Genomic DNA, 21,126 nt, shown 5'->3' on the forward strand with positions numbered 1-21,126 from the left:
TTCACGCGCTGATCTCCTTCGCGAGCTGGTCGAGACGGGCGGCAGTGAGCTCCAGCCAGCGCAGATCGGCTTCCAGGTGGAACAGCGCGTGGTCGCAGATGAGCTGGTCGGCGAGGTCGCCGCGGCGCTTGCGGTCGGTGAGGATGCGCATCAGCCGCAGATGCTCCGAGCGCTGGGTGTCGAGCAGCTCGCCGGCGCTGCGGCCCGTGAGCAGAGAGAGGACGACCTTCGTGTAGAGGGTCGACTGGAGGTACGGCTCCGGCTTCTCGGGCGTCGCGAGCCACTGGGCGACGTCGGTGATGCCGGCCTCGGTGATCGCGTACCGCTTGCGCTCGGGACCACCGCCGGGCTCGATGCCGTCGACCTCGACGAGACCGTTCTTCAGGAGGCGCGACATCGTCGAGTAGACCTGGCCGTAGTGGAGAGGGCGGTCGTGGCCGAACTTCTCGTCGAAGGCACGCTTGAGGTCGTAGCCGTGGCGGGGGCCGGACTCCAGGAGTCCGAGGAGGGTGTGACCGATTGACATGCCGATGACTCTACACAGTGCGTATACATCGCGTGTATACCCGCCGTGCACAGCCGTCGGCGAGTGGCTTTTTCCGCAGGTCGGGCGCGATTGTCACGGTTCTGTACGGGACTTTTGAAGCCCGTCCGACGATCGAGGACGGGCACCCGGGTCCACCGGACGGTGCCGGGCCCCGCCCGAGGGCTTCCCAGGGCGCGCCGCAGGCGCGTCGACAGTGCCGGGCCGCGGTGCGAGGAGGTTCACACGCTCGAGCGGCGCACAACCCTCCGGCCCTCTCGCGCGTCGGTTCCCTGTGAGAGAGGTGCTGATTCTCACGTCCGGAAAAGACCGGATCAGTTGTCCTTTGTCCGTACTGGCGATGTTAGCTTTCTGAGCTGATCTGACGACGAAGAGCGGAGCGACGGGGCGATGGGCCGAGCGGAAGAGCGGCGGGCCCGGCAGCGTGGAGCGCGCCGGGCGAAACGCAGCGACGGTGGCGGTATACGCCGCTTCTTCACCTGGAGGAAGGTGCTGGGCACCTTCCTCTGCCTCTGCCTGGCCATGATGGCGGCGTTCATCATCACCTACATCCTGGTGCCGGTCCCCGAGGGCAACGCCCAGGCCCAGATGCAGAGCAACGTCTACAAGTACGGCAACGGCAAGATCCTCGCCCGTACCGGCACGATCAACCGTGAGATCGTCGGCCTGGAGAAGATCCCCCAGGACGTCCAGAAGACGTTCATCGCCGCCGAGAACAAGTCCTTCTACCAGGACTCCGGCATCGACCTGAAGGGCACCGCCCGCGGTCTGCTCAACACCGTCACCGGCAAGGGCAAGCAGGGTGGTTCGACGATCACTCAGCAGTACGTCAAGAACTACTACCTGAACCAGGACCAGACGGTCAGCCGCAAGCTCAAGGAACTGGTCATCTCGCTCAAGGTCGACCAGCAGAAGGACAAGAACGAGATCCTCGCCGGATACATCAACACCAGCTACTACGGGCGCGGCGCGTACGGAATCCAGGCCGCGGCCCAGGCGTACTACCGCGTCGACGCCCAGAAGCTGAACGTCGCCCAGGGCGCGTACCTCGCCGCGCTCCTGCAGGCCCCGAGCCAGTACGACTGGGCGGTCGCGTCCGACACCGGCAAGAAGCTGGTGACCGAGCGCTGGAACTACGTACTGGACAACATGGTCGGGGAAGGCTGGCTGGACGCCTCCGAGCGCGCGGGCCTCGAATTCCCCGTCCCCGAGAAGCCCAAGGCCGCCCCCGGCATGGACGGCCAGACCGGCTATCTGGTCGAGGCGGCCAACGACGAGCTTCAGCGCCAGGGTGTCAGCGAGGGAGACATCAAGGCCGGTGGCTGGACCATCACGCTCAACATCGACGAGAAGAAGCAGAAGGCGCTGACCAAGGCCGTCGAGGACCAGCTCGAGAAGAAGCTCGACCGCGAGGGCGACAAGCGCGACGTGACCGTCCAGGCCGGTGCGACCTCCGTCGACCCGAAGACGGGGCATGTCGTCGCCCTGTACGGCGGTGTCAGCGCGACCGAGCACTGGCTGTCCAACGCGACCCGCCGCGACTACCAGCCGGCGTCGACCTTCAAGCCCGTCGTGCTCGCCTCCGCCCTGGAGAACGGGTCCCGCACCCAGGACGACCGCGCGATCGGCCTCAACACGGTCTACGACGGCACCAGCAAGCGGCCCGTCGAGGGCAGCGACGTCCCCTTCGCGCCGGAGAACGAGGACGACAGGAGCTACGGAAAGGTCACCGTCCAGACGGCCACCAACAAGTCGATCAACTCGGTCTACGCCCAGATGATCGTGGACGTCGGCCCGGACAAGGTGAAGAAGACCGCTCTCGACCTGGGCATGAAGGACGGCAAGGGCTGGCCCGAGCAGCCCGCCATGTCGCTCGGCACGATGGGTGCGTCGCCCTGGGACATGGCCGGGGTGTACGCGACGCTCGACAACCACGGCAAGAAGACGACCCCGACGATCGTGCGGTCCGCCAAGCACCGGGACCGCACGGTCGACATCCCCGATCCGATCGGGGACCAGGCGATCAGCCGCGAGGCCGCCGACACCGTGACGGAGGCCATGACCGGCGTCGTGGAAAGCGGCTCCGGCACGAACGCGCTCGGCGAATACCACGCGGCCGGCAAGACCGGTACGTCGGAGAACAACCGCTCGGCCTGGTTCGTGGGCTACACCCCCGAACTCGTCACCGCCGTCGGTCTCTTCGGCGAGAAGCCGGACGGCACCGGACAGGTCACGCTCACCGACACCATCAACCCGGGCCGCGCCAACGGTGGTGGCGTCCCCGCGCTGATCTGGCAGCAGTACACGACGGGCGCCCTCGGCGGCGGCTCCGACGAGCAGTTCGACCTGGAGATCTCCGAGCCCGTGCAGGAGCCGACGCAGGCCCCGACCGAGGAGCCGACGGAGACCGAGAAGTCCAAGGGCCCGGACGACAGGCCGACGAAGACCAAGAAGCCGGACGACCGTCCGACCGCTACACCGGACGACACCCCCACCGGCACCCCGCCCACGAGGCCCGGTGACTCGTCGGGCACCGACTCGGGCGGCACGGACGACGGCGGTACGACGGACGGCGGTACGAGCGACGGCGGTACGACGGACGGCGGTGCCACCGACGGAGGCGCGGACAGCAGCGGGACGACGGACGGGACGACGGAAGGCGTCCGGCCGCCGAAGCAGTAGGCGGCACAGCGGCAGGGGCCCGGCGCGACGGCGCCGGGCCCCTGCCGCTTCGCGTCAGCCCGGTCAGCCTCCGTTGACCTTTTTGGAGATGCGGTCGCCGATCTCCTTGTCGATGTTGCGCCAGTACTGCACCGCCCGGTCGAGGACGGGCCGCGTGACGCCCTGCTTCAGGTGGCCGCTGACATTCGACACCAGCCGGTCACGGGCCGCGTCGTCGAGGACCTGGCGGACCATGGTGCCGGGCTGGCCCCAGTCGTCGTCCTCGGCGTGCAGTTTGTACGCCTCGCGGACCATCTCGCCCGCCGAGGCCCAGCCCGCGGGGTCACCGAACCGGTCCGTATCGGCGGCCGGTCCGCCGTACGAGTTCGGCGCGTACGGCGCTCCGGTGGCGGCCGGCTCGTAGCGCATCGGTCCGTCCTTGGCGTACGAGTTGACCTGCACGTGCGGCCGGTTCGGCGGCAGCTGGTTGTAGTTGGGGCCGATCCGGTAGCGGTGCGTGTCCGGGTACGAGAAGAGCCGGCCGAGCAGCATCTTGTCCGGGGACGGGCCGATGCCCGGCACCAGGTTCGACGGCTCGAATGCGGCCTGCTCGATGTGGACGAAATAGTTCTCGGGGTTCTTGTTCAGCGTCATCCGGCCGACGTCGATCAGCGGGTAGTCGCCGTGTGGCCACACCTTGGTCAGGTCGAACGGGTTGAACCGGTAGTCCGGGGCGTCATCGAACGGCATGACCTGGACTTTCATGGTCCAGGACGGGGCGTTGCCGCTCGCGATCGAGTCGAAGAGATCGCGCCGGTGGACGTCGCCGTCCCGGCCCGCGAGGTCGTCGGCCTCGGCCTGGGTGAGGAAGTCGATGCCCTGGTCGGTCTTGATGTGGTACTTCACCCAGAACCGCTCACCGCCGCCGTTCACCCACATATAGGTGTGCGAGCTGTAGCCGTTCATGTGGCGGTAGTTCTTGGGGATGCCGCGGTCGCCCATCAGCCAGGTCACCATGTGTGCCGACTCGGGCGAGAGGGTCCAGAAGTCCCACTGCATGTCGTTGTCGCGCATCCCGTTGTCGGGCCGGCGCTTCTGCGAGCGGATGAAGTCCTGGAACTTCTGCGGGTCGCGTACGAAGAAGATCGGCGTGTTGTTGCCGACCAGGTCGTAATTGCCGTGCTCGGTGTAGAACTTGAGCGCGAAGCCACGTGGGTCCCGCCAGGTGTCCGGCGAACCCTGCTCACCCGCGACCGTCGAGAAGCGGGCCAGCATCTCGGTGCGCCTGCCCGGCTGGAAGAGGTCGGCCTTGGTGAACTGACTGACGTCATTCGTGACCTCGAAGAAGCCGTACGCGCCTGCGCCCTTCGCGTGGACCACCCGCTCGGGAACCCGTTCACGGTTGAACTGGGCCATCTTTTCGATCAGGTAGTGGTCCTGGAGCAGGATCGGACCGTTGGACCCGATGGTGAGCGAATGCTCGTCGCTCTCCACCGGGATTCCGGAGTTGTTCGTCGTGTAAGTCACGAGCGTCCTCCCGTCGAGATGGGGGGTCACGAGGTCGCTTCGTCCACCACAGCAGTCAACTCCGCCGATGAGAGGTCGGCAACATTTGGACGTGGTCCAATCCTGGGTCCGGTACGGCTCAGCGCGTGGGCAGCTCGAACCACACCACCTTGCCGGTCGACAGCCGGGTCGCCCCCCACCGTCTGGCCAGCCGGTTCACCAGGAACAGCCCGCGCCCGCCCTCGTCGGTGTCCCGCGCCCGCCGCTGCCTGGGCAGCTGCGGAGAGTCGTCGCCGACCTCGCAGCGCAACACGTCCGTGCGCAGCAGCCGCAGCGTCACCGGCCGCTCCGCGTACCGCACGGCATTGGTGACCACCTCGCTGACCAGCAGTTCCATCGAGTCGGAGAACTCCTCCAGATCCCATCGGGCCAGTGCCCTGCGGGCCAGGCGCCGGGCCCGGCCGGGAGCCTGCTCCTCCGGCTCCAGGAACCAGTACGCGACATCACTCGGCGCGATCCCGTGGAAACGGGCGGCGAGCAGGGCGATGTCGTCGTCCCGGTCGCCCGGGCCGAGCATGTCGAGCACGTCGTCGCAGAGCGCCTCCAGCGGCGGCGAGTGGTCGGGACCGGTGAGCTGCGCGGTCGCGGCGAGCCGCTCCCTCAGCTGCTCGATCCCGGTCCACACGTCCCGCAGCCGCGACTCGACCAGGCCGTCGGTGTAGAGGAGCAGCGTCGCCCCGGCGGGCGCGTCCAGCTCCACGGCCTCGAAGTCCACCCCGCCGACTCCGATGGGCGCGCCCGGCGGCACGCGCAGCACCTCGGCGCGGCCGCCGAGGTGGAGGAGTATCGGCGGCGGATGGCCCGCGTTCGCGATGGTGATGCGGTGCGAGACCGGGTCGTACACGGCGTACATGCAGGTCGCCATGCGGTCGGTGCCGAGGCGCTGGGCCTGCTCGTCGAGGTGGTGCAGCACCTCCTGCGGCGGCAGGTCCAGACCGGCCAGGGTCTGGGCCGTCGTCCGCAGCTGGCCCATGATCGCGGCCGAGGTCATCGAGTGGCCCATGACATCGCCGACGACCAGCGCCACCCGGCTGCCGGGCAGCGGGATCGCGTCGTACCAGTCGCCGCCGACCCGGGCGGTCTCGGCCGCCGGGAGATAGCGGGACGCGAGCCGCACACCGGTCGGCTGCGGCAGGCTGTCGGGGAGCATCGTGCGCTGCAGCTCGTCCGCGATGTACGCCTCGCGGCCGTACAGCACGGCCTTGTCGATGCCCAGCGCGGTGTGGGTCGCGAGCTGGGCCGCCACCAGCAGATCGTTCGGCTCGAACGCCGGACGGTCGGGACGGCGCAGGAAGATCGCGGCGCCGATGACGCGTCGCCGGCCGCGCAGCGGGGCGAGGATCGCCCGGTGCCCGGTCGGTACGCTCTTGCCGTCGCCGAGCAGCTCCGGCAGGGCCGCCCGGGCCGCGGCCGAGTCGCCGAAGACCGGCCGCACACCGCGGAGCACCTCGGCGAGCGCGCCGCCGGCCTGCACCTCGCACAGCTCCGCCGCGGGCAGGTCGGTCTGCGGGCTGAGCACCGGCATCTGGGTGGCGGTGAGGAGCCCGCCGTCGGTGTCCTCGTCGGTCAGACGCAACCGGTCGGTACGGCGCAGCCGCAACACGAACGGCGCGACCGGCCGCTCGTCGCCGACCGGCAGCGGATCACGCAGATAGACGAGGATCGCGTCCGAGAACGTCGGCACCGTGGCCCGGCACAGCCCGAGCACGATCTCGTCGAGGTCTATGCCGCGCGCGATTCGTCTGGTCGCGGCCCCCACGAACCGCAGCCGGTCGCCCTCGCGCCGCGCGACCCCCGCGGGGTCCTGCGGCGCACCCGCCGGGGCCGCCGGGGCTGCCGCTGCCGCTGCCGCCGTCGTCGACCCGGCTCCCGCCGGCGACGCCGGGACAGGAGGTACGGGCGGAACGGACGACGCCTGGGGAGCGGCGGGCTGCGCGACAGGCGCGGGCGGCTGGGCGGGCACGCCGCCGGCGGCCGGCCTGGGGGCATGAGCCGCCTCCTGCCGGGGCCGGGTGCGTTCCTGCGGCCGGGCAGCAAAGGGCTGCCGGCCTTCGTGGGAGGTGGGATGCTCCGTCACGCGTGGGGTTCCGTCCGTCCGGGCCGGTAATGCGAGGCCAGGTCCTGTCTTCCGGATCGTGCCAGGCTCGCCTCGGGTGCCGCTGTGCGCGTCCGGGAGCGGTGACGATCGCGGCTGCGCCGCGGGTTCCCGGACCTGCGGGCGGAGGATCCGCCCGTGGTCCGGGACGGCAGCGCCCCTGGACGGTCGATATATCCCATACCCAATCCGGGCGTGGCGTCGACAAGTTGAGGGAGATCGGGGCGCACATCAAGCACGGTTTTCGTCCCCCTCGTGATGACTTGCGGTCAGTTCCGGTGCGGTGCCGATTCGTTGAAGCGACGCAGCCTTGCGGAGGACGATCCTACGTTTGAACCCCGGGGGCGCATCAAGGGTCTCACGACGTCGTCATGCGGAGGTGCGTGCCGGGGTGCCCGGCCGGGGCCGGTTCCAGTCCTCCGGCAGCGCGGGGACCGGCCACCGCGGATCGGGCCGCCAGTCCTCCCAGCCGTCCGAGAACGGCCGGCCCCAGGCCCGGATCACCTCGATCGCCGACTGCCCTGCCGCCCGCACCCGCCCGGCCTGCCGGGCGCCCATCAGCCCGGCCTGCTGAGCCTGCGCGAACTCGTCCTCGTCCAGCCAGCGCCAGCTGCGGTCGGGGCGCACCGCGATGTCGAGGAAGTGGTCCTCCGAGTCCACCCCGCCGGACCAGCGGGCACGGGGCTCCTCGAGGTTCACGTACCAGTTCTTGAACCGCCAGCCGCGGTCCCAGAACAGCCACACCGACCACGGCTCACCGGGCCGGGCCAGCTTCAGCACGCCCGTGCCGAACCACCGCGACCGGACCGTCGTCCGCGGCGCGGTGTAGCGCGTGGCGAGCGGCTCCTGCTGCACGGGCGTGCCGTCGGCCAGCACCGGTTTCACGCACTCGGTCCCCGGCGCCATCCACACGGCCAGCAGCTCGTCCGTGTCCTCGACGACGGTCACGGGCCGGCAGATGTGGACATCACCGGAGGCGTTGCCGCGATAGCGCCAGAGGATGTGCTCCCCTGGCGCCCAGTGCCGAAACCCCGCCGATCCTGTCATGCGCAGATCTTAGGGGCGGTGGTGCCCCTCCGCTGCGGTGCAGGTCACGGCGGGGCGCCGGGGCACCGCCTCCGGCGGGAACCGCTCAGGGGTGGGTCATCCGCAGCACGTCCAGCGCCTCGTCGAGCTGCTCCAGCGTCAGATCGCCCCGCTCCACGTACCCGGACTCCAGGACCACCTCGCGGATCGTCTTCCGCTCGGCGAGCGACTTCTTGGCCACCTTGGCCGCCTCCTCGTAGCCGATGTACTTGTTCAGCGGGGTCACGACGGAGGGAGAGGACTCGGCGTACTCACGCGCCCGTTCGACGTTGGCGGTCACGCCGTCCACCGTGCGGTCCGCCAGCAGCCGGACCGCATTGGCCAGCAGCCGGACGGACTCCAGCAGATTCCTGGCCATGACCGGCAGCATGACGTTGAGTTCGAAGTTCCCGGCGGCGCCCGCGACGGCGACCGTCGTGTCGTTGCCGGTCACCTGCGCGGCCACCATCAGGACGGCCTCCGGGATCACCGGATTGACCTTGCCGGGCATGATCGACGAGCCGGGTTGCAGATCGGGAAGACCGATCTCGGCGAGTCCTGTGCGCGGGCCGCTCGCCATCCAGCGCAGATCGTTGGCGATCTTGGTGAGCGAGACCGCGATCGTACGGAGCTGGCCCGACGTCTCCACCAGCCCGTCCCGCGCCCCCTGCGCCTCGAAGTGGTCGCGCGCCTCGGTGAGCGGCAGTCCGGTCGCGCGGGCGACCTCGGCGATGACGGCGGCGGAGAAGCCGGGCGGGGTGTTGATGCCCGTGCCCACGGCGGTGCCGCCGAGGGGGAGTTCGGCGAGGCGGGGGAGGGAGGCCTGGAGGCGCTCGACCCCGTAGCGCATCTGCGCGGCATAGCCGCCGAGCTCCTGGCCGAGGGTGACGGGCGTCGCGTCCATCAGATGTGTACGCCCGGACTTGACGACGTCCGCGAACTCGGCGGACTTGCGCTCCAGCGAGGCGGCGAGATGCTCCAGAGCGGGGATCAGGTCCCTGGTCACGGCCGCGGTCGCGGCGATGTGGATGGACGAGGGGAAGACGTCGTTGGACGACTGCGAGGCGTTGACGTGGTCGTTGGGGTGGACGGGCCGGCCGAGGCGCTCGGTGGCCAGGGTCGCCAGGACCTCGTTCGTGTTCATGTTGGACGACGTGCCGGAGCCGGTCTGGAAGACGTCGACCGGGAAGTGCTCGTCCCAGCGGCCGTCGGCGACCTCGGCCGCCGCGTCCTGGATCGCGGCGGCGATGTCCTTGTCCAGCGCTCCCAGCTCCGCGTTGACCTTGGCGGCGGCCGATTTGATCCGGGCGAGGGCCTCGATATGGGCGCGTTCCAGCCGTGCGCCCGAGATGGGGAAGTTCTCCACGGCCCGCTGGGTCTGAGCGCGCCATTTGGCGTGCTTCGGCACCCTCACCTCACCCATGGAGTCGTGTTCGATCCGGTGCTCCCGGGAATCCCGGTCGTCCCCGGAGCCCCGGTGACCGGCTGTGGTGTCGCTTGTCTCGGACATCTCCAAACCTCCTGAAAAGGTGAGCACTTGTCTTGTTCTGCGTATTCCCAAGTGCGCTACCGGCCAGTAAAAACCGTCGGTAACACCCAACCGGGGAGGCGCAATGAGGCGCACTGGACGAAGACTTCGCCGAAGACTCCGCTGTACGGTCGCGGCCACCGCGGCCCTGGCGGCGGCTCTCGGCACCATGGCAGCCACGGCCCCCGAGCGCGCGCAGGACACGGCGCGCTCGGCCGCACGTGCGGCGTCGGTACCCCTTCCGCCCGAACTGGAGAGGATCCGGGCCGCCGAGGCGACCGCCCTCTACGGCGACCCCGCCGAGCGGCCGCTCGACCGGCGCAGGACCGGACTGATCGCGCTCGGCGACAGCGAGATCTCCGGCGAGGGTGTCGGCACCTACGAACCCGGCACCGACGGCCCCGACAACTGGTGCCACCGCTCTCCCGACGCCGCCATCCACCGCACGGGCATCGCGGCCGACGTGACGTACAACGTCTCCTGCTCCGGGGCGGGAACCGGCAACATCCGTATCGGCGGTTCGAAACAGCACGCCGACGAGCTGGTCCAGAGCGACAGCCTGGCCATCAAGGCCCGCAACACCCGGATCAAGATGGTGCTCCTGGTGGCGGGCGCCAACGACGATCTGCAGTTCGGCCCCGTGATGACCGACTGCGTCACCCGCTGGTTCCTGATCCAGGGCCCCTGCGAGCCGAAGTACGCGGCCGGCTGGCAGGCCCGCGTCGACGGGCTCGTCCCCAAGGTCGAGCAGACCGTGCGCGACCTGCGCACCGTCATGCGCGAGGCCGGGTATGCGGACGGTGACTACAGGCTCGTGGTGATGGGGTACCCGAGCCCGATCGGCCCCGACTTCAGGGACAACCCGCACTTTCCGGGCAAGCTGATCTGCGGCGGTACGGGATACGACTCCGACACCGTGTGGGGCCGCAACACCGCCGTGCCCGCCTTCGAACGGGGTATGCGACGGGTGGCCAGGGCGACGGGCGCCGTCTACCTGGACAACTCGCGCCTCTTCCACGGCCACGAGGTGTGCATGGAGGACGCCTGGGCGCGCGGGCTCCGGATCGAGCTGTCCAACCCGTTCCCGCCGGACTCCAACTCCGTCCGCCAGTCGTTCCACCCGAACCGGAGCGGGCACGCCGCCTTCGCGTCCTGCCTCACCCAGCTCTACGACTCCGGCCTGAAAGAGGCGAGTTGCGCGGACCCGGCGTCCACCGGCAAGCCGGTGCTGTACCCGCTCGCCTGGGACGACGCGTACGGGCCGCTGAAGAACGAGTCGACCGGCACCTGCCTCGACGTCGACGCGGCCGTGACACGGAACGGGACCGGAGTGCTCGGCTGGGACTGCCACGGCGGGCGGAACCAGGGCTGGTGGTACGACGCGTCCCGCAGGTCCGTACACACCGAGCTCACCCAGGACCGCTGCCTGGACGTCCCCCGCGCCGACTACCGGGCGGGCGCGGCGCTCATCGTCTGGAACTGCTCGGGCGCGGCGAACCAGCAGTTCGTCCGGGAGGCCGGGACCGTGCGCCCGGCCGCCGCGACAGGGCTGTGCCTGACGCTGGCCGCGGCGAAGGACGCGGTGCGGCTGCAACCGTGCGACGGCTCGGCGAAGCAGCGCTTCGCGCAGGAGGCGCCGCGATCGGACGCCGCGCGCACATGAGCCGGGGGTCCCGCCGCTGGGGAGCGGCGGGACCTCCCACAACGGCGGTTACGCGAGGCCGGGGCCGCGCACCGGGATGGTCGTGAACGTCGGGGCGGGCGCCGGGTCCTGGAAGAAGTCGTTGCCCTTGTCGTCCACGACGATGAACGCCGGGAAGTCCTCGACCTCGATCCGCCAGACCGCCTCCATGCCGAGCTCCTCGTACTCGACGACCTCGACCTTCTTGATGCAGTCCTGCGCGAGCCGCGCCGCCGGGCCGCCGATCGAGCCGAGATAGAAGCCGCCGTGTGTGCCGCACGCCTCCGTGACCTGCTTGCTGCGGTTGCCCTTGGCCAGCATGACCTTGGAGCCGCCCGCCGCCTGGAACTGCTCGACGTAGCTGTCCATGCGGCCTGCCGTGGTCGGGCCGAAGGAGCCGGACGCGTAGCCCTCGGGGGTCTTGGCCGGCCCGGCGTAGTAGACCGGGTGGTCCTTCAGGTACTGCGGCATCTCCTCGCCCGCGTCGAGGCGCTCCTTGATCTTGGCGTGGGCGATGTCGCGCGCCACGACCAGCGGGCCGGTGAGCGAGAGCCGGGTCTTGACCGGGTACTTGGTCAGCTCGGCGAGGATGTCGTCCATCGGCTGGTTGAGGTCGATCTTGACGACGTCGCCCGCCTCGTCGAGGTGCTCGTCCGTGGTCTCGGGGAGGAAGCGCGCCGGGTCCGTCTCCAGCTGCTCGAGGAAGACACCCTCGGCCGTGATCTTCGCGACGGCCTGGCGGTCGGCGGAGCAGGAGACGGCGATCGCGACCGGGCAGGACGCGCCGTGCCGCGGGAGACGCACCACGCGCACGTCGTGGCAGAAGTACTTGCCGCCGAACTGCGCGCCGATGCCGATCTTCTGGGTCAGCTCGAAGACCTTCTCCTCGAGCTCCTTGTCGCGGAAGCCGTGGCCGAGGACCGAGCCCTCCTCCGGCAGTTCGTCCAGGTAGTGCGCGGAGGCGTACTTCGCGGTCTTCAGGGCGTACTCGGCCGACGTGCCGCCGACGACGATGGCCAGGTGGTACGGCGGGCAGGCGGCCGTACCCAGTGAGCGGATCTTCTCCTCCAGGAACTTCATCATGGAGGGCTCGTTCAGGACGGCCTTGGTCTCCTGGTAGAGGAACGACTTGTTGGCGGAGCCGCCGCCCTTCGCCATGAAGAGGAACTTGTAGGCGCCGCCGTCGGTCGCGTACAGCTCGATCTGCGCGGGCAGGTTGGAGCCGGTGTTCTTCTCGTCCCACATCGTCAGCGGGGCCATCTGCGAGTAGCGCAGGTTCAGCTTGGTGTAGGCGTCGTAGATGCCGTGCGAGAGGGCTTCCTCGTCGCCGCCCTCCGTCAGCACGTTCTGCCCGCGCTTGCCCATGACGATCGCCGTGCCGGTGTCCTGGCACATGGGGAGCACGCCGGCCGCCGCGATGTTCGCGTTCTTGAGCAGGTCGAGGGCGACGAACTTGTCGTTGGACGACGCCTCGGGGTCGTCGATGATCTTGCGCAGCTGTGCGAGGTGCGCCGGGCGGAGGTAGTGCTGGATGTCGTGGATCGCCTCTTCGGCGAGCTTGCGCAGCGCCTCCGGCTCGACCTTGAGGAACGTACGGCCGTCGGCCTCGAAGGTGGAGACCCCCTCGGCGGTCACCAGGCGGTAGGGCGTGGTGTCCTCTCCCAGCGGGAGCAGATCGGTGTACGCAAAATCTGGCATTACGGCCATTCCTCACTCGGCAGACTGCGGCGCGGCCTCCATTGGCCGCGCGTCCACCAGCGTAAGACGCCCTGCGTCGTCCGGGCTTGTGAGGTAAGGCTCAGTTGCCGGGCCGTCGTTGTCCGGACCGGCGCCGCCGGTGCCACCCGGCACGCCCGGGTCACCACCACTAGTCGCGATCTATCGCGTTTCGCTACGCTGGGGTGGTGGACCTCGAGAAGCATGACGCAGCGGCCTCCGGCCGTGGACCTCAGAAGCCGGTCGCTCCCGCCGAGCCCGCGGACATCGCGGACCCCGCGGGCGCCATCCGCGCCTCCGACGCCGACCGCGACCGGATCGCCGACATCCTCCGTGAGGCCCTGGCCGAGGGCCGGCTCGACGCCGAGGAGCACTCCGACCGGATCGATGCGGTCTACCGCGCGAAGACGGTCGGCGAACTGGAGCCGATCGTCCGGGACTTGCCCTCCGCCACCAGGCCGCCGCGTCCGGAGCCGGCGTCGTACGCGTACGGCCCCGAGGTGCCTGACGGGCCGACGGAGAGCCTGGTCGCGATCTTCTCCAGCTCCACCCGCAAGGGCCGCTGGCGCGTGGGCGCGAGGACGAATGCCTTCGCTCTCTTCGGGAACGTCGAGATCGACCTGACCGAGGCGATGTTCGGCCAGCGGCTCACCGTCATCAACGCGACATCGATCTTCGGCAATGTCGAGGTGCGCGTGCCGGAGAACATCTCGCTGCGCGGGAGCGGCAGCGGGGTCTTCGGTAACTTCGAGGTGGTCACGCTGGAGGCCGCCGACCCGGAGGCCCCCGTCGTCGTGGTCAACGGCTACTCCGTTTTCGGCAATGTGGAGGCCAAGCCGAAGCGGGGCAAGCTCATCACCGATCTCCATGACCTCATGCGGAAGCACCTGCGCAAACATCTGTGACGGCGGCCCCCGCGGGCGCGGTGTCCGCCGGCGGCGGGCAGGGTTCCGCTCATCGGAACTCCGCGCCACTCAGTGCATAGGCGCGCGCACAGCGGGTAGGCCTTGCAACATCGTCTCTCGCTCGCGAAGCCGTCGTCAGGAGTAGACCGTGCTGCAACTGCCGCATCAGCCCCTGCAGGTAGCCGCCGTTCCGACCCAGCGCACGTCTGCTCGGGAAGATCAGGACGGGCCCTGGCACACGGAGGCGGTGTGCCGCCGCGACGAAGCCGGACTGTTCTTCGCGCCGTCGAAGGAACCGACGGCGGCGCGGCTCTCCCGCGAGGAGGCCGCCAAGCGCGTCTGTGCCCGCTGCCCGGTCATGGTCGAGTGCCGCGAGCACGCGCTGCTCCAGCCCGAGCCGTACGGAGTGTGGGGCGGGCTCACCGCGGCCGAGCGGCGCGTCGTCCTGGCCCGCCGCAGGCGGCGCGAGTCGGAACTGAAGAAGTCGGCGTCGGCGGCCTGACCTCCTGACGTCGCCCGCACCTGGGCCTACGTACGGGAAGGGGCGCTCCCACCGCACATGGGGGCGCCCCTTTCCGTGTGAGCTCGTCGCGGTTACTTCGCTCGGTCGAAGTCGATGGCGCTGTACGCGCGCAGCTTCGACAGGCGGTGGGTGGAGTCGATCTGGCGGATCGTGCCCGACTTGGAGCGCATCACCAGGGACTGCGTCGTCGCGGTCTCGGCGCGGTAGCGCACGCCGCGCAGCAGCTCGCCGTCCGTGATGCCGGTCGCGACGAAGAACACGTTGTCGCCGCTGACCAGGTCATGGGTGGACAGCACCCGGTCCAGGTCGTGGCCCGCGTCGAGCGCGCGCTGCCGCTCCTCGGCGTCCTTCGGCCAGAGCTTGCCCTGGATCGTGCCGCCCAGGCACTTGATCGCGCACGCGGTGATGATGCCCTCCGGCGTGCCGCCGATGCCCATCAGCATGTCGACGCCGGTGCCCTCGCGCACGGCCATGATCGCGCCCGCGACGTCGCCGTCCGAGATGAACGTGATGCGCGCGCCGGTCTCGCGGATCTCCTTGACGATGCCTTCGTGGCGGGGGCGGTCCAGGATGACGACGGTGACGTCCTCGGGCGAGGAGTTCTTCGCCTTGGCGACCCGGCGGATGTTCACCGAGACCGGGGCGTTGATGTCGACGAAGTCGGCCGCCTCGGGGCCGGTGACCAGCTTGTCCATGTAGAAGACCGCGGACGGGTCGAACATGGTGCCGCGGTCCGCGGCCGCGAGGACCGCGATCGCGTTGGGCATGCCCTTGGCGGTGAGCGTCGTACCGTCGATCGGGTCCACGGCGATGTCGCACTCCGCGCCGGTCCCGTCGCCGATGCGCTCCCCGTTGTAGAGCATCGGGGCCTCGTCCTTCTCGCCCTCGCCGATCACGACGACACCGTTCATCGACACGGTGTGCACGAGGGTCCGCATGGCCTTGACGGCGGCGCCGTCCGCGCCGTTCTTGTCGCCGCGTCCCACCCACCGCCCGGCTGCCATGGCGGCGGCCTCGGTGACCCGGACGAGCTCCAGGGCGAGGTTGCGGTCAGGGGCTTCGGGCGAGACTTCGAGCTGGGACGGCATGTTGTGCTCGGTCATCGGAGCGCACCTTTCTGTACGACGACGGCCGGAAAAAAGAGGGTGCTGTGACTCTATCGGTACGTCGACAAAATGAGCAGAGGGGCCCACGTTTGAGCAAACAACCTTGATGCGACCATAGTGCGGTGGCAGGTATGAGAGGCAACCAGACGGTACGCGGGATGGTCCAGTCGTTGGCGGTGGTCCTGGCCGCCGCTTTCGTGATCTATCTCTTCGTGCCCCACGACGACACGGGCGACCCGGTCGAGAAGAAGGACTACGGCATCGAGCTGGTGACGGCACGGCGGGCGGCACCCTATGCGGTGGCCGCGCCCACCGGCCTGCCGGCGGACTGGAAGCCCACGTCGGCCCGGTACAGCCGTGAGGACCACAACGCGTGGCACCTCGGCTTCCTCGACCCGGACGGACAGTACGTGGCGGTCGAGCAGTCCACGGCCCCGGCCGGGAAGTACATCGCGAAGGTCACCCAGCGGGCCGCGAAGACGGACGGGACCCAGCAGGTGGCCGGCGCGACCTGGGAGCGCTGGGAGGGGCCGAAGTACGACGCGCTCGTGCGCACGGACGGGAAGGGCGCGACGACGGTCGTCACGGGCACGGCGTCCTTCGAGCGGCTCGCGGAGATGGCGGCGGCGCTGGAGTCGAAGCGGTCGTCCTGATGGCCCGGTCCTGACCCGGTCCTGACCCGGTCCTGACCCGGTCCTGACCCGGTCCCGACCCGGTCCTGGCACCTTCGTTCCGGTGCCTCGGCCTGACACGTCGGCCAGGGGACCGAAAACCCGGGACGAAACGGCGAGGCCGCCGCACCTATGCGTGGTGCGGCGGCCTCGTTCTGTTCCGTACGCGGCGCAGGCCGTACGTCAGACGGTCTGGAAGACGTCCTCGAACGCGAGACGCGGCGAACGCGGGAACCAGGCGTCCTCGCCCGGCTTGCCGATGTTGATGACCATCAGCGGGGTGTGGTCGTCGTCCAGGAACTCCTTCTGGACGGCCGCGAAGTCCATGCCGTTCATCGGGCCGGCGGCGAGGCCGGCGGCGCGAACGCCCACGATGAAGTAGGCGGCCTGCATGGCGGCGTTCAGCGTGGCGGAGCCCTCACGGACCGGACGCTCGGAGAAGAACATGTCCTTGGCCTGCGGGAAGTGCGGGAAGAGGACCGGGAGCTCCTCGTGGAACTCGTTGTCGGCGGCGAGGATCGCGACCAGCGGGGCGGACGCGGTCTTCGCCTGGTTTCCCTCGGCCATGCAGTTCACCAGGCGCTCGCGGGCCTCGGCGGAGCGGACGAGGACGACACGCAGCGGCGACTGGTTGAAGGCGGTCGGGCCGTACTTCACCAGGTCGTATATCGCCTGCACCTGCTCATCGGTCACCGGCTCGTCGGTGAAGGTGTTGGCAGTACGGGCCTCACGGAAGAGGAGGTCCTGGGCTGCGGGGTCAAGAACGAGGGACATGCTGTGTGCCTTCCGGATGTGCAAAGGGGATCAAGCCGATGCCTCACCGTACGACCAAGTTGAATGAATCTTCAACTAAATCCGGGCCCTGGTGAGGCAGGTCACTTAACTTTCAACTAAATGGGATCCCCGTCCGGACCGCCCGAGGCGGTGCGTCTCACGAAGCCGGGTCGTCCTCGTCCTCGCCCTGGACCGAGCCGCTCGCGCCCGCCGCCGCGCCGCCCGCGGCCCCGTCCCGCTCCGCCAGCGCCGCGTCCAGCCGCGCCCGGGCGCCGTCCAGCCAGCGGCGGCACACCTTCGCCAGCTCCTCGCCGCGCTCCCACAGCGCGAGGGACTCCTCCAGCGTCGTGCCGCCCGCCTCCAGCCGGCGCACGACCTCGATCAGCTCGTCGCGCGCCTGCTCGTACCCGATCGGACCGATCGAATGGGCCGCGCTCTCGTCCGTCTTCGCCGTCATGCGATCCACCCTATGTGCGAGGTCCGACAGTGACCGTGAACTCACCTTCCGCGACCCTGGCCCGCAGCTCCTCGTCCGCCTCGACCTCGCCAGGAGCCCGCACCACCGAGCCGTCCGCGCGCTGCAGCACCGCGTACCCCCGCTCCAGCGTCGCGGCGGGCGACAGGGCGACGACCCGCGCGCGGGTGTGGGCCAGCTCCGAGTCCGCGCGGTCCAGCAGATGGCCGAGCACCCGCCGGCTCCGCGCGACGAGCGCGTCCGTCTCGCGCTCGCGCTCCTCGACCATCCGGTGCGGATGCTCCATCGAGCGCCGGCCCAGGGCGTGCGCGAGCCCGCGCTCCTCGCGGTCGAGCAGCCCTCGTACGGTCCGCAGTGCCCGGTCCTGCAGGGCCTGCACCCGGTCCAGCTCCTCGCCGACGTCCGGGACGACCTTCTTCGCCGCGTCGGTCGGGGTCGAGGCGCGCAGATCCGCGACCAGGTCGAGCAGCGGCGAGTCCGGTTCGTGCCCGATCGCGGACACCACGGGCGTACCGCAGTCGGCGACCGCGCGCACCAGCTGCTCGTCCGAGAACGGCAGCAGGTCCTCCACGCTGCCGCCGCCACGCGCGACGATGATCACGTCGACGTCCGGCAGCTCGTCCAGCTCCTTCACGGCCTGGACGACCTGGGACACGGCACGCACGCCCTGCACCGCGACATTGCGCACCTCGAACCGGACGGCGGGCCAGCGCCGCCGCGCGTTCTCCAGCACGTCCCGCTCGGCCGCCGACGCCCGGCCGCAGACCAGGCCGATCAGCTGCGGCAGGAACGGCAGCGGCTTCTTGCGGTCGAGGGCGAACAGCCCCTCCGCGGCCAGGGTCCGCTTCAGCTGCTCCAGCCGCGCCAGCAGCTCGCCGATGCCGACCGGCCTCATCTCCACGGCCCGGAGCGAGAGCTGCCCGCGCGGCGCGTACCACTCCGGCTTGGCGTGCACGACGACCCGGGCGCCCTCGGAGACGACATCGGCGACGGCGTCGAACACCTGGCGGTAGCAGGTGACGCTCACCGAGATGTCGTACGACGGATCGCGCAGCGTCAGGAACACCACGCCGGCGCCGGGCCTGCGCGACAGCTGGGTGATCTGGCCCTCCACCCACACCGCACCGAGGCGGTCGATCCATCCCCCGATGAGCCGAGACACCTCGCCGACGGGCAGGGGAGCTTCGGCAGACGTAGTGAGACCCATGCACGCGAGCGTATCGGCACCCTCCGACACGTCCGGCCCCCCGACGCCGGGCTCGACATCGGGCTCTCGGCCACGGGTCCTCGACGTCAGGCTCTCGACGACGCGTCGGCGGCATCGGGCCGGATCCGCCGAGCGGACAACGCCGCCCCGCCTACACGACGTCCCCCGCACCCTGCCGCCCTCTCTGGACGACCAGCACCAGCAGCCCCGCCGTCAGCCAGATCGCGCCGACCACCTGCGCCGTGGGCGACGCCTCCGAGATCACGGCGATCGTCACCACCGCGCCGAGCACCGGGATCAGCACATGCCGCCACCAGCTCGGCGCCCCCTCCATACGGCGCACCGCGTACCACCCCACCACGCTGGCGTGCAGCAGCGTGAAAGCCGTCAGCGCCCCCACGTCGACGACCGAGACCAGTTGCTCCAGGCCGTCGTCCCGTCGCGCGGCCCGGACCGCCGCGATCATCGTCACGACCGCGGCGACGATCAGCGCCACCCGCGGCACGCCCGAGTCCGTACGGGAGAGAGAGCGCGGCAGCCGCCGCTCGCGGGCCATCGCGAAGAGGAGCCGGGCCGCGGCCGCCTGCCCCGCCAGAGCCGCGAACGCGGCGCCGATCGCCTTGCTGATCGCCACCAGGTCGCGCAACCACGTCCCGACCGACGCGTCCACGGCGTCGTAGAAGGCCGGCCCCTGTCGCTCCGGGTCCGCCGCGAGCTCCGCCGACGAGACCGGCTCCAGCAGCGCCACCAGATACGTCTGCGCCGCGAAGAGCTCGCCCGCGAGCCCCAGGCAGAACAGCAGGGCCCGCGCCACCTGCCGCGACCCTCCCGTCGCCTCCTCCGCGAAGGACGCGATCGCGTCGAAGCCCAGAAACGAGAGCACCGCCACCGACACCGCCCCGATCACCGCGGCCGGCACGAAGCCCCCCCGTCCCCCGTGAGCGGCGACGCCCAGTCGCGCCGCGGCCCGTCCTGCACCAGGACCACGATCGCCGACACCAGGAAGACCCCGAGGACCACGATCTCCATCACGAGCACAGCGAAGCCGACCCGGGCCGCCGGCCGTACGCCCCAGAGGTTCAGCAGCGTGGTCACGACGACCGCGAACCCGGTCCAGATCCACCGGTGCACCGTGGGGACCAGTGCCTCCATCGCGATGCCCGAGAAGAGGTATGCGACGGCCGGGATCAGCAGATAGTCGAGCATCGCCATCCACCCGGCGACGAACCCCGGGCCCTCGCCCAGCCCTTTGCGCGCGTAGGTGAAGACCGATCCGGCCTGCGGGGCGACCCGCACCATCTGCGCGTAGCTGTAGGCGGTGAACGCCATCGCGACCGTCGCGACGACGTACACGAGGGCGACCGCGCCGTGCGACTTCGCGTCGAGGGTGCCGAAGACGCCGACGGGTGCCATGGGGGCGATGAAGAGCAGCCCGTGGACGACGAGGTCCCGGAAGCCGAGACTCCGGCGCAACCGGGTGTCCGTGTCCGTGTCGGTCCCGGTCCCGGCGCCGGTGCCCGCCATGGGCGCCTCCGTCCTCGTACGTACGGTCTTGATCACGTACGGGCACGAGTCTCAGCCCTCCGGGCGATCGTTGGGCCGTTCGGCACGCCCTTACGATGGGAGGCATGACTGCAACGAACGCCCGCCGCGTCCTGCTCGCCGCTCCCCGTGGCTACTGCGCGGGCGTGGACCGTGCCGTGATCGCCGTGGAGAAGGCCCTCGAGCAGTACGGCGCCCCGATCTATGTGCGCCATGAGATCGTCCACAACAAGTACGTCGTACAGACCCTGGAGAAGAAGGGCGCGATCTTCGTCGAGGCCACCGAGGAGGTCCCCGAGGGATCCATCGTGATGTTCTCGGCGCACGGCGTCGCGCCGATCGTGCACGACGAGGCCGCAGAGCGGAAGCTCGCGACCATCGACGCCACCTGCCCGCTGGTGACCAAGGTTCACAAGGAGGCCATCCGGTACGCGAACGAGGACTTCGACATCCTTCTCATCGGCCACGAGGGCCACGAGGAGGTCATCGGCACCACCGGCGAGGCTCCCGACCACATCACGCTGGTCGACGGCCCCGGCGATGTCGACAAGGTCGAGGTCCGCGACCCCTCGAAGGTCGTCTGGCTCTCCCAGACCACGCTGTCGGTCGACGAGACGATGGAGACCGTCGACAAGCTGAAGACCAAGTTCCCGCTGCTGGTCTCCCCGCCGAGCGACGACATCTGCTACGCCACGCAGAACCGCCAGATCGCGGTCAAGCAGATGGGCGCCGATGCCGACCTGGTCATCGTCGTCGGCTCGCAGAACTCCTCGAACTCCAAGCGGCTCGTCGAGGTCGCACTGGGCGCCGGCGCCCGCGACGCACACCTCGTGGACTACGCGAAGGAGATCGACGAGGCCTGGCTGGAGGGTGTCTCGACCGTCGGTGTCACGTCGGGCGCCTCGGTGCCCGAGGTGCTGGTCGAGGAGGTCCTGGAATGGCTGGCGCAGCGCGGTTTCGAGGACGTCGAGATCGTCAAGGCGGCCGAGGAGTCGATCACCTTCTCGCTGCCGAAGGAGCTCCGTCGCGATCTGCGCGGCGAGGCGTCGGCGCTCGTCGAGGAGTAG

General features: G+C 70.1%; 16 protein-coding genes and 1 pseudogene. 6 read left to right on the forward strand and 11 right to left on the reverse strand.

The annotated features are described in order from the left end of the window. Window position 1 precedes the first annotated feature (1 nt). The gene (locus ACWCP0_RS16965; protein WP_451079584.1) at window positions 2–526 is read right to left on the reverse strand and encodes a PadR family transcriptional regulator; all 525 of its coding nucleotides are present in this window, start codon (window positions 524–526) and stop codon (window positions 2–4) included. Between the two features lie 408 nt (window positions 527–934). On the opposite strand from ACWCP0_RS16965, the gene ACWCP0_RS16970 reads away from it, so the two are divergent. Beyond that, the gene (locus tag ACWCP0_RS16970) at window positions 935–3,226 is read left to right on the forward strand and encodes a transglycosylase domain-containing protein (RefSeq protein ID WP_451079585.1); all 2,292 of its coding nucleotides are present in this window, start codon (window positions 935–937) and stop codon (window positions 3,224–3,226) included. 63 nt (window positions 3,227–3,289) lie between these two features. Here ACWCP0_RS16970 and ACWCP0_RS16975 read toward each other — a convergent pair whose 3' ends face one another. From ACWCP0_RS16975 to ACWCP0_RS16990, 4 genes are all read right to left on the reverse strand, one after another. Continuing rightward, complete coding sequence (locus tag ACWCP0_RS16975) at window positions 3,290–4,732, reverse strand: catalase (RefSeq protein ID WP_451079586.1); 1,443 nt, start codon at window positions 4,730–4,732, stop codon at window positions 3,290–3,292. Window positions 4,733–4,850: 118 nt separating this feature from the next. After that, window positions 4,851–6,848 (reverse strand): SpoIIE family protein phosphatase, encoded by a 1,998-nt coding sequence (locus ACWCP0_RS16980; protein WP_451079587.1) that lies wholly within the window; start codon window positions 6,846–6,848, stop codon window positions 4,851–4,853. A gap of 387 nt (window positions 6,849–7,235) precedes the next feature. Beyond that, on the reverse strand, window positions 7,236–7,913 hold the full coding sequence (gene fomD / locus ACWCP0_RS16985) for a cytidylyl-2-hydroxypropylphosphonate hydrolase (RefSeq protein WP_451079588.1): 678 nt from the start codon (window positions 7,911–7,913) through the stop codon (window positions 7,236–7,238). Between the two features lie 85 nt (window positions 7,914–7,998). Further along, window positions 7,999–9,441, reverse strand: coding sequence for a class II fumarate hydratase (locus ACWCP0_RS16990; RefSeq protein ID WP_451079589.1), 1,443 nt, complete (start codon window positions 9,439–9,441; stop codon window positions 7,999–8,001). 103 nt (window positions 9,442–9,544) lie between these two features. Here ACWCP0_RS16990 and ACWCP0_RS16995 point away from each other — a divergent pair, with 103 nt between their 5' ends. Continuing rightward, complete coding sequence (locus tag ACWCP0_RS16995) at window positions 9,545–11,122, forward strand: ricin-type beta-trefoil lectin domain protein (RefSeq protein WP_451079590.1); 1,578 nt, start codon at window positions 9,545–9,547, stop codon at window positions 11,120–11,122. 48 nt (window positions 11,123–11,170) lie between these two features. On the opposite strand, the gene ACWCP0_RS17000 is transcribed toward ACWCP0_RS16995, so the two are convergent. Beyond that, window positions 11,171–12,838, reverse strand: a complete 1,668-nt coding sequence (locus ACWCP0_RS17000; protein WP_451079591.1) for a fumarate hydratase — start codon at window positions 12,836–12,838, stop codon at window positions 11,171–11,173. Window positions 12,839–13,044: 206 nt separating this feature from the next. On the opposite strand from ACWCP0_RS17000, the gene ACWCP0_RS17005 reads away from it, so the two are divergent. Beyond that, a complete protein-coding gene (locus ACWCP0_RS17005) occupies window positions 13,045–13,761 on the forward strand; it encodes a DUF1707 SHOCT-like domain-containing protein (RefSeq protein WP_451079592.1) in 717 nt (238 codons plus the stop codon). 148 nt (window positions 13,762–13,909) lie between these two features. Next, a complete protein-coding gene (locus ACWCP0_RS17010; protein WP_451079593.1) occupies window positions 13,910–14,263 on the forward strand; it encodes a WhiB family transcriptional regulator in 354 nt (117 codons plus the stop codon). Between the two features lie 92 nt (window positions 14,264–14,355). Here ACWCP0_RS17010 and glpX read toward each other — a convergent pair whose 3' ends face one another. Then, entirely contained in the window at window positions 14,356–15,387 is a 1,032-nt protein-coding gene (gene glpX / locus ACWCP0_RS17015; RefSeq protein ID WP_451079594.1) for a class II fructose-bisphosphatase, read from the reverse strand. Window positions 15,388–15,512: 125 nt separating this feature from the next. On the opposite strand from glpX, the gene ACWCP0_RS17020 reads away from it, so the two are divergent. Further along, on the forward strand, window positions 15,513–16,043 hold the full coding sequence (locus ACWCP0_RS17020) for a DUF4245 domain-containing protein (RefSeq protein ID WP_451079595.1): 531 nt from the start codon (window positions 15,513–15,515) through the stop codon (window positions 16,041–16,043). A gap of 201 nt (window positions 16,044–16,244) precedes the next feature. On the opposite strand, the gene ACWCP0_RS17025 is transcribed toward ACWCP0_RS17020, so the two are convergent. The 4 genes and pseudogenes from ACWCP0_RS17025 to ACWCP0_RS17040 form a co-directional block, all read right to left on the reverse strand. Beyond that, window positions 16,245–16,835 (reverse strand): malonic semialdehyde reductase, encoded by a 591-nt coding sequence (locus ACWCP0_RS17025; RefSeq protein WP_451079596.1) that lies wholly within the window; start codon window positions 16,833–16,835, stop codon window positions 16,245–16,247. Window positions 16,836–16,992: 157 nt separating this feature from the next. Then, the gene (locus ACWCP0_RS17030; RefSeq protein WP_451079597.1) at window positions 16,993–17,292 is read right to left on the reverse strand and encodes an exodeoxyribonuclease VII small subunit; all 300 of its coding nucleotides are present in this window, start codon (window positions 17,290–17,292) and stop codon (window positions 16,993–16,995) included. 10 nt (window positions 17,293–17,302) lie between these two features. After that, window positions 17,303–18,517: an exodeoxyribonuclease VII large subunit gene (xseA, locus tag ACWCP0_RS17035; protein WP_451079598.1), complete on the reverse strand. Its 1,215-nt coding sequence runs from the start codon at window positions 18,515–18,517 to the stop codon at window positions 17,303–17,305. Between the two features lie 151 nt (window positions 18,518–18,668). Then, window positions 18,669–20,041: pseudogene (locus ACWCP0_RS17040) on the reverse strand (APC family permease). Window positions 20,042–20,136: 95 nt separating this feature from the next. Between ACWCP0_RS17040 and ACWCP0_RS17045 the strand changes: the two are divergent. Then, the gene (locus ACWCP0_RS17045; protein ID WP_451079599.1) at window positions 20,137–21,126 is read left to right on the forward strand and encodes a 4-hydroxy-3-methylbut-2-enyl diphosphate reductase; all 990 of its coding nucleotides are present in this window, start codon (window positions 20,137–20,139) and stop codon (window positions 21,124–21,126) included.

Source organism: Streptomyces sp. NPDC001970 (assembly GCF_053594115.1).